Genomic DNA, 13,083 nt, shown 5'->3' with positions numbered 1-13,083 from the left:
CTACCGCAGTGCGGGCACGCGGGGGCCGTACTTGGCGAGCAGGGCCGTGTTGGCCTCGTCGCCGCCCTCCACATTGGAGCTTCGCCACAGCGGGACGTCGATGCCCTCGGCCGTCCCGCGGTCGTAGACCTCCGCCAGGATCAGGTTCCACAGGAACGCGTTGACCACAGTGGACAGTGGTGCGGTGCGCGGCGCGGCGGCCGGGTGGCTCGCGTCGCCGGGGATCACGAGCGAGTCGAGCACGACCGTGCCCTCCTCGACCAGCGTCGTCGCCGAGCGGCGCGGCGCCGCGGCCACGCACGCGCGCGACGTCACGGCGATCACCGACGCGCCCCGGCGGCGGGCACCGGCAGCCAGTTCCACCGGGTACGGGTTCACGCCGGACGTCGAGAACACCACGAGCACGTCGTCGGGGCCCGGCGCGCGCTCGGCCAGCACCTCTTCGGCGAGCCCGCTGCGGCGCTCGGTCTTCGTGCTGTGCTGCGCGCCGTGCAGGGGCAGCAGCTCCGGGTGGTACAGCGGGTAGACGCAGGCGAGGCCACCCGCGCGGTAGAACGTCTCGGCGACCGCGGCGAGCGAGTGCCCGGCACCGGCGGTGAACACGAGGGCGTCGGACCGGATGACCCCGAGGACGAGGTCGGCCGCCGCCGTCAGCGCTTCGGCGTTGGCCTCCCGCGCGGCCGCGAGCTTTTCCGAGGTGCTCTTCCAGATTTCCGTGGCGCTCACCACACCTGCCCTTCGTCGCGGGTTCGGGCGCCAAATGTATCGCTTGGACACGCTTCGTGGTGGATTAGCGTGAGAGCTGATCATCCGGGCGTACCGGTGACTGGGAGGCGGCACGTGGACGGAGTACCCGTCGTTTCGGTGCGGCGCGCGCACGGGCGGACGAGGGCGGTGGCGCTGGTGCTGCACGGCGGCGCCGAGCACGGCATCGCGGCCGTGGGGCCGTGGCGGCTGGCGTACCTGCGCATGGTGCCGCTGGCCCGCGCCCTGCACCGCGCGGGCCGCGCGGCGGGCCTGGAGGTGCGCCTGGTGCGCAACCGCCGCTACGGCTGGAACGCGCCCGAGGAAGACCCGGTGAACGACGCCCGCTGGGCGCTGGAGCGCGTCCGCGCCGAACACCCGGGCCTGCCCGTCGTGCTCGTCGGGCACTCGATGGGCGGACGGGTGGTGCTGCGCGTGGCCGACGACCCCGCCGTGGTGGGCGTGTGCGCCCTCGCACCGTGGACGCCGCCCGGCGAGCCCGTGGACGCCGTCACGGGCCGCTCCGTGGTCATGCTGCACGGCACGCGCGACCGGATCACCTCACCGCGTGATTCCCACGCCTTCGCCGAGCGCGCGCGGGAGCTCGCCAAGCGCCTCGCGCGCTTCGAGGTCACCGGCGAGGGTCACGCGATGATCAAGCGCCCGGCGGTCTGGACCAGGCTGATGTGTGCTTTCACACTGGAAGCGATCGACGCGGGGGAGACCGACGAAACTCTCCGGCAGGCGTGGACCCGGCCCGCGGACGAGCGGCTGCGCATCCCCGTGTGACCGGATCCGGTGACAACCGCGCAGCGCAGGTCGCGTGTGCCGGGAATACCATCAGATGTGGGCCGATGGGCCCATTCCGGAGGGAGTGTCTTGTCCACCTCAAGTGTTGACCGAGCGGCGGGGCCCGCCTCGCAGCCGGTGCCCGACGAAACCCGGTGGCCGGGACTGGCCACGCCGCCGCACTCGCCGCTGCGCGCGCGGGCCGCGGAGGCGCTCTTCCGCCGCGCCGTGAAGAACCTCGACCTGCGGGTCACGTTCCCCGACGGCACCGTCCTGGGTGCCGGTGGCCCGGAAGCGCCGGAGATGCGCATCCTGCGGCCCTCGGCGTTCTTCCACCGCCTCGGCGCCGACGCGAAGATCGGCTTCGGCGAGTCGTACATGGTGGGGGACTGGACCGCCGAGGACCTCGCGGGAGTGCTGACGCCGTTCGCCGAGAAGCTGGCCACGGTCGTGCCGCCGTTCCTGCAGCGGTTCCGCCGCTTCGCCGAGCGCGTGCAGCCGGCGCACGAGGAGAACACGATCGAGGGCTCGCGGTCGAACATCCACCGGCACTACGACCTGTCCAACGACCTGTTCAGCGCGTTCCTCGACGAGTCGATGATGTACTCCTCGGCGCTGTTCGGCCCGGCTGACGGCCTGACTCAGGCCCAGCACCGCAAGCTCGACAGCGTGCTGGACTACGCGGGCGTGCGCGAGGGCAGCGAGGTGCTGGAGATCGGCACCGGCTGGGGCGAGCTGTCGATCCGCGCGGCCTCGCGCGGCGCGAAGGTGACGTCGCTGACCATCTCGCAGGAGCAGAAGGTGCTGGCCGACGCGCGGATCGCCGAGGCGGGCCTGTCCGACCGCATCGACGTGCAGCTGTGCGACTACCGCCAGGCCACGGGCCAGTACGACGCCGTGGTGAGCGTGGAGATGATCGAGGCCGTCGGGCAGTCCTACTGGCCCACGTTCTTCGCCACGATCGGCAAGCGGCTGCACCCGGGCGGGCGCTTCGGCCTGCAGGCCATCACGATGGACCACGACCGGATGCTGGCGGCGGCCAGGTCGTACAGCTGGATCCACAAGTACGTCTTCCCGGGCGGCATCATCCCGTCGGTGCAGGCGATCGAGGACGGCATGCGCGACAACACCCGCCTCAAGCTGGCCGGGATGCGCGAGTTCGGCCAGGACTACGCACGCACGCTCAAGCTGTGGGGCGAGCGGTTCCACCAGCGCTGGGACGACATCCGCGGCTTCGGCTTCGACGACGTGTTCCACCGGATGTGGGAGTTCTACCTCGCCTATTCGGAGGCCGGGTTCCGTTCGGGGCACATCAAGGTGCACCAGTTCGGGTTCGCAGACCCCCGCTGAGCAGGCCATTCCCCGCCGGATGAACCTGCACCAGGTGCCGCACGTCCTTTGGTGGAGGACGTGCGGTTCACTGGGCCGCACGAGTTTTGCCGGATTCGGGGATTGGGTGAAAGCCAATGACGTACGGAGGCGACGACGGCAGGCGGCGGGTGCCGCCCCGGCCACCGCAGCCCGCCGCACGCCCGCGGCAGCATCAGCGGGCACAGATGATGCCGCTGCCGGGCACGAGCAGCAGCCCGTACGACGAGCGCACCAGACCCATGGGCTCGCGCGGCGAGGCTCCCGTGCCCCCGCCGCCCGCACCGCCTCGCCACGCTCCGCCGCGCCAGTCCCCGCCGCCCGGACCGGCTCCGCGCCGGCGCCGCCGGTGGAGCTTCGGCAAGGTCCTGATGACGCTGGTGCTGATCTTCGTCGTGTTCCTCGGCGGGATCTGGGCCTACCTCGAGTTCTCGATCAAGCGCGTCGACGCGCTGGCCGACTACGACGGCCGTCCCGCGGCCGCGTCGGGCACCAACTGGCTGATCGTGGGATCCGACAGCCGTGACGGACTCTCGGCCGCGGACGAGGAACGCCTGGCGACCGGTGACGTCGCGGCGGCCGGCGGCGGGCAGCGCACCGACACGATCATGATCGCGCACATCCCGGACAACGACACCAAGCCGACGCTGCTGAGCCTGCCGCGCGACTCCCAGGTGAAGATCCCGGGCCACGGCACGAACAAGATCAACGCCGCGTTCTCGCTCGGCGGCCCGGCCCTGCTGGTCAAGACCGTGGAAGGCGTCACCGGCCTGCGGATGGACCACTACGCCGAGATCGGCTTCGGCGGGTTCGCCAACATCGTCGACGCGATCGGCGGCGTGGGCATGTGCGTGGACAAGGACATGCACGACACGTTCACCAACATCGACATCAAGGCCGGCTGCCAGACGCTGGACGGGCGCGAGTCGCTCGGGTTCGTCCGCATGCGCCACAGCAGCGCGACCCCGCGTTCGGACCTCGACCGCGTGGCCAACCAGCGCAAGTTCATCGGTGCCCTCGTGAGCCAGATCGCGAGCCCGGGGACCTTGCTGAACCCGTTCGACTTCTTCCCGCTCCTGTCCTCGGCGCCCGACGCGCTGACGATGGACTCGGGTGACCATGTGCACAACCTGGCCGGCCTGGCGATCGCGATGCGCGGCATCTCGTCCGACGGCGTGCTCACCGGCACGGTGCCGGTCACCGACGGCTCGGCCGAGCACTGGGACAAGACGAAGTCGGCGCAGCTGTTCGACGCGCTGAAGAACGACACCCCGGTGCCGCCCACGGCCGTCGTCAACTAGCTCAGGAGCACCGACCGCTGGGGCCCGCCGGAAAACGGCGGGCCCCAGCGTTATTTCGATGTCGCAGTGCTGTTGCGGTGCCACCATGAGGACATGGACACCCTCACCGACGGCGTGGTCACCCTCAACCGCTGGCGCTCCGAAGACCTCGACGTGCTCGTGGACACCGTCTCGGCGTCACGCGAGCACATCGGCGCGTGGCTCGTCTGGGCCACCGACAGCTACGGCCCGGCCGAGGGCACGGAGTTCCTCACCGGCACGGCCGAACGCTGGGAGTCGGGTGAGGCGCGGGAATACGGCATCTACACCGCCGATGGCACGCTGGCCGGCGGCTGCGGCCTGATGCGCCGCGGCGACGGCCGCGAGATCGGCTACTGGCTGGCGAAGCCGTGCACCGGCCGCGGCTTGGCCACGCGCGCGACCGCCCTGCTCGTCGCCGAGGCCTGGCGCCTGGGCGCGCCCCACGTCGACATCCTCCACGACGAGCTGAACACCCGCAGTGGTGCCATTCCCGCCCGGCTAGGATTCACCTTGCACCACAAGGAAGCCGCCTCGGACGCACTGGCCCCGGCGTGCTCGGGCAACGACTTCGTGTGGCGCATCCAGCGGCCGGACTGACCCGAGAATCCCTTGCCGGGCAAGGAAAGCATCAGGCGACGTTTTTGCGCTCGCGCAGCACCTTCAGCGCGCGGTCCGCGTGCGCGGTGAAGTTCAGCTCGCTCTTGATCACGTCGAGCACGCGCCGGTCGGTGTCGATGACGAACGTGGTGCGCTTGGTGTGCAGCGGGATGAACTTGCGCCAGGCGCCGAACTGCTTCGCCACCACACCGTCCACATCGGACAACAGTGGGTAGTCGAACCCGTTGGCAGCGGAGAACTCCCGCTGCTTGGCCACGGCGTCCGGGCTGATGCCCACGCGCTGGGCACCCACCTCGGCGAACTCGGCGGCCAGGTCGCGGAAGTGGCAGCTTTCCGCGGTGCAGCCGCTCGTCATGGCGGCGGGGTAGAAGAACAGCACGACGGGGCCGGATGTCAGAAAGTCCGACAGTGTGCGGTCGTCGCCTTGGTCGTCGGAGAGGGTGAAGTCGGGCGCGAGGTCGCCGGTGTCCATCGGGGTCCTTTCGGTCGGGTCCGCGGGAGATGATCCTCCCCGGTGTTCGGAGCCGCACCGCAGGTGGACGGGTCAGCCGGCGTGGCGCTCGATCATCTCGTCCACTTCGTCGCCCGTGGCCGAATCGGCGACGAACGAACCGCGCGCGGCGAGCACGCCGAGCTCGCGCAACCGCGCCGCGTGCTCGGCGCTTCGCACCCCTTCGGCGCCGATGCGCAGCTTGAGCTCCTTGCCGCGCTCGACCAGCTGACGCAGGTGGCGCACGTCGGTCTCCGCGGCGCCGTCGGCGAGCGCGTCGACGACCGGGCCGCTGAGGATGACGTGCCGAATGGGCAGACTGTGGCGGGGGATCAGCTCGAGGTCCGCCGAGCCGGAGATCGTGAGCACGAGCTGCGCGCCGAGGTCGGCGAGCACCGTGAAGGAGTCGTGCACCTCGCCGTTGTCGTCGAACATCGACTCGCGGTCGGTGCACAGGCGCAGCGCACGGGCCGGCAGGTCGTGGCGGTCGAGCTGCTCCTTGACCAGCATCACGAGCTCGTCGTCAGCGGCGAGGCGCTTCGGCAGCCGGATGCAGACGTCGGGCGCGGCGTCGCCGAACCGCTCGCGCCAGCGCGCCGTGGCCGCCAGCGACTCGGCGAGCAGCCACTTGCCGAGCGGCACCGTCATGCCGGTGGTCTGAGCCAGCGGGTAGAAGTCCTCGGAGTCGAGCTCGCCCTTCTCCGGGTGGTTCCAGCGCAGGCCGGCGTTCACGGCCGCGATCTCGTCGGGCTTCGCGAGCTTCACCGTGGGCTGGTAGATCAGGGAGAACTCACCGTTCTCCAGCGCGCCCGCGATCACGGCGCCGAGCTGGTAGCGGCTGCGGTCGCGTGCGTCCTCGTCCGGGTCGAACAACATCCACTTCGCCTTGCCGTGTTCCTTCGCCCGGTGCAGCGCGAGCTCCGCGGCCCGGCGCAGCTCGATGTGCCCGCCGTCGCGGCACGCGCCCACGACGATGCCGACGCTCGCGCTCACCCCGATCCCGTGGCCACCCAGGTAGACCGGCTCGTTGAGATCCTCCAGCGCGCGGTCCACGAGGTTCACCACGTGCTGCCGTGTGAGGTCCTCGCCGCGCAGCAGCACGGCGAACCCGTCGCCGGACAGGCGGGCGACGTACCCGTCGTGGTGCCCGGTGAAGACCGCCGACAGCTTGCTCGCGACCTCTTTCAGCACCTCGTCGCCGACACCCGCGCCGAGGCCGTCGTTGATCACCTTGAAGCCGTCGAGGTCGAGGTACACCAGCGCGATCTGCTCGGTGCGCGGCGCGGCGAGCGCGGCCTCGACGCGGGTGGTGAACGCCTGCGAGTTCGGCAGACCCGTGAGCGGGTCGTGCACGTTCTGGTGCATCAGGCGTTCGCCGAGCAGGTGCAGGTCGTCGGCGTCGGCCGCCATCAGCACCGGGAAGTGGGTGTCGGGCCGGTCGCCGGGCAGCCACGCGAGCGTGACGTTGGTGGTGAGGCCGCCGTCCTCGCTGTGGTCGAGGCGGATGCCGCGCTCGATGACCTTGCCGATGTCGGTGGTGATGAGGCGTTCGAGGCCGGCGCGGATCCGCGTGGCGCCGTGCTCGGTGGCGGCCAGGTCGGCGAGGTGCTTGCCCCTGAGCCGGTCCTGGGTCGAGCCGAGCAGCTTGGCCAGCGCGAGGTTGACCTCCATGATCACGCCGGAGGGATCGGCGAGCGCGATCCCGATCGGGGCGGTGGAGAAGAGCGTGGTGAAGCGCAGGACGGCGGCTTCGTACGCGGGGGTCGCGAACTCCGTGACCTCCTGGGCGAAGGAGAGCAGGAGACGCTCCAATTCCGCGGGCGGAAGCGTTACTCCTTTCGTGTCGGTCAGCGTCGTCGCGAACTTGCGCGCGACGTCGACCAACCCTGGCGCGGCACCAGGCTCAGGCACACTCCACCTCTTCATGCGCGGACTAAAGCCAGCTCAGACCCGGTGTGAAGGTTCATGGACCCACACTAGGTATGAGTTGGCCGTGAGTGATGCCACGGCATCATGCGCGAAACGGGGTGTCTACCGGCTGAACGAGTGATGACCCGTACACAAATGGTGACGTGATGTCACCTTGAGTGCTCGAACGTGTTTTTCGGTTCGTCCGATTTCCGTTTCTCCGGCACTGTCGGCTCCCCGCCTCCCGCAGCGTCCGTCAACGATATTCGAGGCGCACCGGCAGTCCGTCAGCGGGGACCGGCAACGACACGTAGTCCCAGCGTGCGGTGTAGTCCTGGGGCACCGACCAGCGGAAAGTTCGCAGCATCTCGTGCATCAGCGCCTTGACCTCGAGGCTGCCGAAGTGCAGCCCGATGCACTTGTGCGCACCGCCGCCGAAGGGCATCCACGCGAACCGGTGCGACTTGTCCTCGCGCCGCGGCTCGGCGAAGCGCTCGGGGTCGAAGCGCATCGGGTCGGTCCAGCAGTCGGGGGTGAAGTGGTTCAGCGTCGGCGAGACGCCGACGAGCGTGCCTTCGGGGATGAAGTGACCGAGCACCTCCGTGTCCTTTGTGGTCTTGCGGGCCATCGACGGCACCGGGGCCCGCAGCCGCAGTGATTCCTTCATCACGAGGTCGAGCGTTTCCAGGCTTTCCAGCGCCTCGATGTCCGGCACGTCGTCGCCGAGCGCGAGCGACTCCGCGCGGGCGCGTTCCTGCCACTCCGGGTGCTTGGCCAGGTAGTAGGCCATGGCGCTGCTGGTGATGGTCGTGGTGTCGTGCGCCGCCATCATCAGGAAGATCATGTGGTTCACGATGTCCGCGTCGGTGAACCGGTCGCCGTCCTCGGTGGTGGCAGTGCAGAGCGCGGCGAACAGGTCGTCGCCGCCCGCGCGGCGCTTTTCCGGCAGGGTCTCGCCGAAGTAGCGCTCCAGCAGCCGCCGGCCGCGCAGGCCCGCGGACCAGCGGCCGCCGGGCACGGGGTAGCGCACCAGTGCCGTGCCCGCGCGCACGGTGTTCACGAACGCGCGGCTGATCCGCATCGCGTCGTCGGGCGAGCGCATGTCCATGAACACGCGCGTCGCCACGTCGAGCGTGAGCTGCTTGAGCGCCCAGTACAGCCGCGGACGCGTGCCGCCGGGCCACGCCTCGACGCCGGCGCGCAGGGCCGGGCCCATCTGCCCGACGTAGCCGACGAGCCGCTCGCGCGTGAACGCGCTCTGCATGATCCGCCGGTGCAGGTGGTGCTCGCCGAAGTCGAGCAGCATGAGGCCGCGGTCGAAGAACTTCTCGATGAAGAACTTCCAGCCCTCCTGCGAGAACGCCTTGTCCTTGTTCACCAGGGCGATCTGCGTGGCCTCGGGGCCGGACAGCGAGACGATCCGGCGGCCGAAGCCACCCATCCACGAGACGGGGCCGTACTTCTCGTAGCGGCTGAAGCTGAAGTCCAGGCCGAAGCGCATCATCTCCAGCGCGTGGCCCACGACCGGCGGGCCGTCGTCGCCGAGCACCGGCTTCAGGCCACTGCCCGCGGGCGGCGCCGCGAGCTCGCGCACGGGATAGGTGGCCGCCTGCCAGCGCTGGTCGACGGTGCGGGGCAGTGGCATCGACGTGAGCGTGGGCACCCGCTCACGCAGGCTCTCGGCGACCTTGCCGACCTTGCCGACTGCGCTCGTCATGGCGACCTGCCTTCACTGGCGGAACCCCGATCCGACCTCCACCGTGCCGCGCTGTTGACCGAATGACAATACCTTTGGCCGGCTCCATCCGGGTGATCCTTGACGAAGATCCGGTGCCGGGCGGTGGTTCGCGCCGCCCGGCACCGTTGCCCGGGGTTGCTCAGCCCTGCTCGGCGCGGACCTGGCGGGCTGCCGCGACGAGGTGGCGCAAGGCGGGCTCCACCTCGGCGTAGCGGCGCGTCTTGAGGCCGCAGTCGGGGTTCACCCACAGCCGGTGCGCCGGCACGGCGGCGGCCGCCGTGCGCAGCAGGTCCGCGACCTCCTCGACGCCCGGCACACGGGGCGAGTGGATGTCGTAGACGCCGGGGCCGACGCCGCGCGCGAACCCGCCGGCCGACAGGTCGGCGAGTACCTCCATTTTCGAGCGCGCGGCTTCGATGCTGGTCACGTCGGCGTCGAGGCCGTCGATCGCCGAGAGCACCTCGCCGAACTCCGAATAGCACATGTGCGTGTGGATCTGGGTGCCCGCGGCGGCTCCGGCCGTCGCGACGCGGAACGCCCGCACCGCCCAGTCGAAGTAGGCCTCGTGCCCGGCCGCGCGCAGCGGCAGCAGCTCCCGCAGGGCCGGCTCGTCGACCTGGATCACGCGCACGCCCGCGGCTTCGAGGTCGGTCACCTCGTCGCGGATCGCGAACGCGACCTGCAGCGCGGTGTCGGCGAGCGGCTGGTCGTCGCGCACGAACGACCACGCGAGGATCGTGACCGGGCCGGTGAGCATGCCCTTGATCGGCTTGGTGGTGCGGCTTTGCGCGTACCGCGCCCACGGCACGGTCATCGGCCGCGGGCGCGAGACGTCGCCGTAGAGGATCGGCGGGCGGACGCAGCGCGAGCCGTAGGACTGCACCCAGCCGTGCTCGGTCGAGGCGAACCCGGCGAGCTGCTCGGCGAAGTACTGCACCATGTCGTTGCGCTCGGGCTCGCCGTGCACCAGCACGTCGAGGCCCAGCTCCTCCTGCAGCCGCACCACTCGGTCGATCTCGGCGTGCATCTGGGCCACGTACTCGGGTTCGTCGAGCGTGCCCGCGCGGTACGCGGCGCGGGCCTTGCGGAGGTCGGTGGTCTGCGGGAACGAGCCGATCGTGGTGGTCGGCAGCGGCGGCAGGCCGAGGGATTCCCGGTGCGCGGCCGCCCGTTGCTCGTACGGGGCACGCACGGCGTCCTGCGGTGTCAGCGCCGCCAGCCGCTCCCGCACGGCCGCGTCTGCCGGGTTCGTCGCGCGGTCCGCGACGGCCGCCCGCGCCGCCGACAGGTCCACGTCTTCGCCGCGCAGCGCCCGCCCGAGCAGCACGACCTCGGCGACCTTCTGGTCGGCGAACGCGAGCCAGCTCCCGAGTCGTGAATCGAGGTTCTCGGCCTCGACGTCGTAGGGCACGTGCAGCAGCGAGCACGACGTCGTGACGCTCACGTGCTGCGCGGTGCCGGCCAGCCGCGCGGCGCGTTCCAACGCTCGGTCCGGGTCGGTGCGCCACACGTTGCGCCCGTCGACGACGCCGGCGAGCACCTCCTTGTCGCGCAACGCGCCTTCCGCGGCCACAGCGTCCACAAAGGACGCGTCGGTGACGAGGTCCACGGCCAGCGCCTCGATGGGGGAGCGGGCCAGCACGCCCAGCCCGCGGCCGAGTCCGCCGAAGTAACCGGCGACGAGCAGCTTCGGGCGGTCCTCGGCCTTGGCCAGCACGTGGTACGCGCGGGTCAGCGCGTTGAGCTCCTTCGTGGTGCGGTCACCGGCGAACGCCGGTTCATCAAGCTGCACCCACTCGACGCCTTCGGCCTTCAGCGCGGCCAGCAGCTCCGCGTAGGCGGACAGCAGCTCGTCGAGCAGCTCCAGCGGTTTGAAGCCGGGCTGTGTCGCCTTGCTGAGCAGCAGGAACGTGACCGGCCCGACGAGTACCGGCCGCGTCTCGATCCCCAGCTCCCGGGCTTCGCGCACCTCGTCGAGCGGCTTCGTGCCCGACAGCGTGAAGCGCGAGCCGGGACCCAGCTCGGGCACGAGGTAGTGGTAGTTGGTGTCGAACCACTTGGTCATCTCGAGCGCAGGCTCGTCCTGCACGCCGCGCGCGGCGGCGAAGTACGTGTCCAGCGGTGAGAGGCCGAGGCGCGCGAAGCGCTCCGGCAGCGCGCCGAACAGCTCGGCGGTGTCGAGCACGTGGTCGTAGTGGGAGAACGTGCCGGACGGGATCGACTCCAGGCCGGCGTCGCGCAGTCGCGACCAGGTCTGTGCGCGAAGTTTGCGGCCGGTGGCGAGCAACTCCGCTTCGCCGGTGGTGCCGGCCCAGTAGCGCTCCAGGGCGCGCTTGAGCTCCCGGGCCGGGCCGATGCGCGGGTATCCCAGGATGGTGGTGCCGATGGTGGTCACAGGCTCTCTCCTCGCGAGCTCGCCAACGAGCCCGGGCACGCGAGAACCGCGTTTCGCCTCAGGCCTGCTCCCACGGGGCCCGGACTCACGCACGCCGTCGGCGCACGTACCACGGGCAGGTCTTCGGACTCGTGGGCGAACCGCTCGCGCCTACTCACCGTCGCTTCCCGGGCCTTCGCCCAGTGCTTGACCACGAAATCGTGGTGACGGCTTTCGTTCCCACTCACCGCTGCGGGGCAGTCCCGGATTCACACCGGGTTCCCTGTTGCCTCACCGGGGCACGACCGAAAAAGCTCGGCCACGCCCTGGCGAACCAGTGGCGTGGCCGAGCCTAGCGGGTCGGGGTTGCCGGCGGCACAAGACGCACCCCGGTCCCAGAGTCCGGGATCAGTCCCAGTCCAGCGCGCCGCCCGACTGGTACTCGATCACACGGGTCTCGAAGAAGTTCTTCTCCTTCTTCAGGTCCATCGCCTCCGACATCCACGGGAACGGGTTCTCCGTCTCCCCGAAGATCGGCGCGAGGCCGATCTGCTGGGCGCGCCGGTCGGTGATGAAGTGCATGTACTGCTCGCACAGCTGCGCCGAGAGGCCCAGCATGCCGCGCGGCATGGTGTCGCGCGCGTAGCGGACTTCCAGCTCGCACGCGTCGGTCAGCATCTGCCGGATCTCCGCCTGGAACTGCTCGGTCCACAGGTGCGGGTTCTCGATCTTGATCTGGTTGATGCAGTCGATGCCGAAGTTCAGGTGGATCGACTCGTCGCGCAGGATGTACTGGTACTGCTCGGCGATGCCGACCATCTTGTTGCGGCGGCCGAGCGAGAGGATCTGCGCGAAGCCGGTGTAGAACCACATGCCCTCGAAGATCACGTAGAAGGCCACGAGGTCGCGCAGGAACGCCTGGTCGGCCTCCTGCGTGCCGGTCTCGAAGTCCGGGTTCTCGAGGTTCTGCGTGTACTTCAGCGCCCACGCGTCCTTCTCGGAGATGGACGGCACCTCGCGGTACATGTTGAACAGCTCGCCCTCGACCAGGCCGAGGCTTTCGCAGATGTACTGGAAGGTGTGCGTGTGCACGGCTTCCTCGAACGCCTGGCGCAGCAGGTACTGGCGGCACTCGGGGTTGGTGATCTGGCGGTACACCGCGAGCACGATGTTGTTGGCCACCAACGACTCCGCGGTGGCGAAGAAGCCGAGGTTGCGCTTGAGCATCTGGCGCTCGTCCTCGGTCAGGCCGTCGGGCGACTTCCACAGCGCGATGTCGGCCTGCATGGCGACCTCGGTCGGCATCCAGTGGTTGTTGCACGCGGCGAGGTACTTGTCCCACGCCCAGCGGTACTTCATGGGCAGCAGCTGGTTCACGTCGGCGCGCGCGTTGATCATGCGCTTGTCGTCGACGTTGATCCGGGCGGCGCCGACCTCGATCTCGCCGAGGCCGGTGGCGTCCGTGGTCTCCACGTTGGTCATCAAGAGGCTCCAAGAAAAGGCTCGTGAGGGGCGCGGCGGGTTCTCGCCCGCCGCACCCCTCACGAGGAGGTCACTGGCAGGCTTCGCAGTCGGGGTCGTCGATGCGGCAGGCGGCGCCTTCGGTGGCGACGAAGTCGATGTCGTCGACCTTCGGCATTTCCTTAGGCTCGGCGGGCTTGGCGGCCGGGACCGCGGCGGGCACGGCCGCGGCGGGGCTCGCCGGGACAGCGGCCGAGGGCAACGGCGCCGG

General features: G+C 70.3%; 11 protein-coding genes and 1 riboswitch. Of the genes, 4 read left to right on the top strand and 7 right to left on the bottom strand.

Annotated elements, in window-relative coordinates; all coding sequences use genetic code 11:
* Entirely contained in the window at nucleotides 1–729 is a 729-nt protein-coding gene (locus AB0H62_RS41165; RefSeq protein ID WP_220238749.1) for an SIS domain-containing protein, read from the bottom strand.
* A gap of 111 nt (nucleotides 730–840) precedes the next feature.
* Here AB0H62_RS41165 and AB0H62_RS41160 point away from each other — a divergent pair, with 111 nt between their 5' ends.
* From AB0H62_RS41160 to AB0H62_RS41145, 4 genes are all read left to right on the top strand, one after another.
* Nucleotides 841–1,533 (top strand): alpha/beta fold hydrolase, encoded by a 693-nt coding sequence (locus tag AB0H62_RS41160; protein ID WP_360591955.1) that lies wholly within the window; start codon nucleotides 841–843, stop codon nucleotides 1,531–1,533.
* Between the two features lie 90 nt (nucleotides 1,534–1,623).
* Nucleotides 1,624–2,883: a cyclopropane-fatty-acyl-phospholipid synthase family protein gene (locus tag AB0H62_RS41155; protein ID WP_220238750.1), complete on the top strand. Its 1,260-nt coding sequence runs from the start codon at nucleotides 1,624–1,626 to the stop codon at nucleotides 2,881–2,883.
* 116 nt (nucleotides 2,884–2,999) lie between these two features.
* Nucleotides 3,000–4,202 (top strand): LCP family protein, encoded by a 1,203-nt coding sequence (locus tag AB0H62_RS41150; protein ID WP_220238751.1) that lies wholly within the window; start codon nucleotides 3,000–3,002, stop codon nucleotides 4,200–4,202.
* A 93-nt stretch (nucleotides 4,203–4,295) separates the two neighbouring features.
* Nucleotides 4,296–4,820, top strand: a complete 525-nt coding sequence (locus AB0H62_RS41145) for a GNAT family N-acetyltransferase (RefSeq protein WP_220238752.1) — start codon at nucleotides 4,296–4,298, stop codon at nucleotides 4,818–4,820.
* 31 nt (nucleotides 4,821–4,851) lie between these two features.
* On the opposite strand, the gene AB0H62_RS41140 is transcribed toward AB0H62_RS41145, so the two are convergent.
* The 6 genes from AB0H62_RS41140 to AB0H62_RS41115 form a co-directional block, all read right to left on the bottom strand.
* A complete protein-coding gene (locus AB0H62_RS41140; RefSeq protein ID WP_220238753.1) occupies nucleotides 4,852–5,313 on the bottom strand; it encodes a peroxiredoxin in 462 nt (153 codons plus the stop codon).
* Nucleotides 5,314–5,385: 72 nt separating this feature from the next.
* Nucleotides 5,386–7,257 (bottom strand): diguanylate cyclase, encoded by a 1,872-nt coding sequence (locus AB0H62_RS41135; RefSeq protein WP_360591954.1) that lies wholly within the window; start codon nucleotides 7,255–7,257, stop codon nucleotides 5,386–5,388.
* A gap of 238 nt (nucleotides 7,258–7,495) precedes the next feature.
* Complete coding sequence (locus tag AB0H62_RS41130) at nucleotides 7,496–8,956, bottom strand: cytochrome P450 (RefSeq protein WP_220238755.1); 1,461 nt, start codon at nucleotides 8,954–8,956, stop codon at nucleotides 7,496–7,498.
* A 160-nt stretch (nucleotides 8,957–9,116) separates the two neighbouring features.
* A complete protein-coding gene (gene metE / locus AB0H62_RS41125; protein ID WP_360591953.1) occupies nucleotides 9,117–11,372 on the bottom strand; it encodes a 5-methyltetrahydropteroyltriglutamate--homocysteine S-methyltransferase in 2,256 nt (751 codons plus the stop codon).
* A gap of 96 nt (nucleotides 11,373–11,468) precedes the next feature.
* Nucleotides 11,469–11,665: riboswitch (cobalamin riboswitch) on the bottom strand.
* A gap of 94 nt (nucleotides 11,666–11,759) precedes the next feature.
* Entirely contained in the window at nucleotides 11,760–12,833 is a 1,074-nt protein-coding gene (locus AB0H62_RS41120) for a ribonucleotide-diphosphate reductase subunit beta (protein WP_220238757.1), read from the bottom strand.
* Nucleotides 12,834–12,903: 70 nt separating this feature from the next.
* Nucleotides 12,904–13,083, bottom strand: a 180-nt coding sequence (locus AB0H62_RS41115) for a hypothetical protein (RefSeq protein WP_360591952.1), incomplete at its 5' end; no start/stop codon positions are given.

It is taken from the genome of Amycolatopsis sp. NPDC050768, from assembly GCF_040654155.1.
Lineage (GTDB): Bacteria > Actinomycetota > Actinomycetes > Mycobacteriales > Pseudonocardiaceae > Amycolatopsis.
Note: the sequence above shows the minus strand (reverse complement) of the source record. Positions and strands in the feature narration are given on the sequence as shown.

What these genes read in the sequence shown, in the direction of transcription:
- AB0H62_RS41120 (WP_220238757.1), bottom strand. Translation starts at nt 12,833, where the DNA reads ATGACCAACGTGGAGACCACGGACGCCACCGGCCTCGGCGAGATCGAG.
- AB0H62_RS41145 (WP_220238752.1), top strand. Translation starts at nt 4,296, where the DNA reads ATGGACACCCTCACCGACGGCGTGGTCACCCTCAACCGCTGGCGCTCC.
- AB0H62_RS41135 (WP_360591954.1), bottom strand. Translation starts at nt 7,257, where the DNA reads ATGAAGAGGTGGAGTGTGCCTGAGCCTGGTGCCGCGCCAGGGTTGGTC.
- AB0H62_RS41140 (WP_220238753.1), bottom strand. Translation starts at nt 5,313, where the DNA reads ATGGACACCGGCGACCTCGCGCCCGACTTCACCCTCTCCGACGACCAA.
- AB0H62_RS41150 (WP_220238751.1), top strand. Translation starts at nt 3,000, where the DNA reads ATGACGTACGGAGGCGACGACGGCAGGCGGCGGGTGCCGCCCCGGCCA.
- AB0H62_RS41130 (WP_220238755.1), bottom strand. Translation starts at nt 8,956, where the DNA reads ATGACGAGCGCAGTCGGCAAGGTCGGCAAGGTCGCCGAGAGCCTGCGT.